Below are 622 nucleotides of genomic sequence, written 5' to 3'. Positions count from 1 at the left end.
GCCATCGACAGCATGCCGTGGGCGAAGACGTCCTTGAAGCCGAACTTCTTGGCGAAGTCGATGTCGACATGGATCGGGTTGTGGTCGCCCGAGCCGCCGCAGTAGAGGGCGAGCTGGTGGCGGCTGATCGGCGCCAGCTTCAGCGCCGGCAGCTCGTCGCCGACCTTGACGTCCGCGAATTTCGGTGCGTTTGCCATCTCCAGCCTCCTTACGCCTTCTTCGCCGCGTCCGGGTTGCGCACGACGGTGATGCTGCGCGCCTTGGCCACCGGCTTGCCCGACGACGCGTCCTTCATCTCGGTCTCCGACACCACGAACCACAGGGCGCCGCCCTTCTTGTCGTAGATGTCCAGCACCTTCGACTGGCAGGTGACCTTGTCGCCGACATGCACCGGGGCGATGTACTCGTAGTGCTGCTCGCCGTGCAGGATGAGGCCGATGTCGACGCCCAGCAGGCGCAGCAGGCCACCCTTGTCGGGATCGTCGTTGGTGACGGCCGTCAGGAAGGTGGGCGGCGCCGGGATGGCGCGGTAGCCGGCGGCCTTGGCGGCGGCCTCGTCCTGATAGATCGGGTCTTCCTCGCCGATCGCCTTGCAGAACAGCCGGATCTTGCCGGCTTCGAC

At 66.4% G+C, this 622-nt stretch carries 2 protein-coding genes; both read right to left on the bottom strand.

Annotated features, from left to right (window positions below; all coding sequences use genetic code 11):
- Positions 1-197, bottom strand: a 197-nt coding sequence (locus tag FHP25_RS40515) for a MaoC/PaaZ C-terminal domain-containing protein (RefSeq protein ID WP_269434428.1), incomplete at its 3' end; no start/stop codon positions are given.
- Positions 198-208: 11 nt separating this feature from the next.
- A partial coding sequence (locus FHP25_RS40510; RefSeq protein ID WP_147852695.1) for a MaoC family dehydratase N-terminal domain-containing protein occupies positions 209-622 on the bottom strand: 414 nt, incomplete at its 5' end.

Source organism: Vineibacter terrae, assembly GCF_008039615.1.
Classification (GTDB): Bacteria; Pseudomonadota; Alphaproteobacteria; order Reyranellales; family Reyranellaceae; genus Vineibacter; species Vineibacter terrae.
Note: the sequence above shows the minus strand (reverse complement) of the source record. Positions and strands in the feature narration are given on the sequence as shown.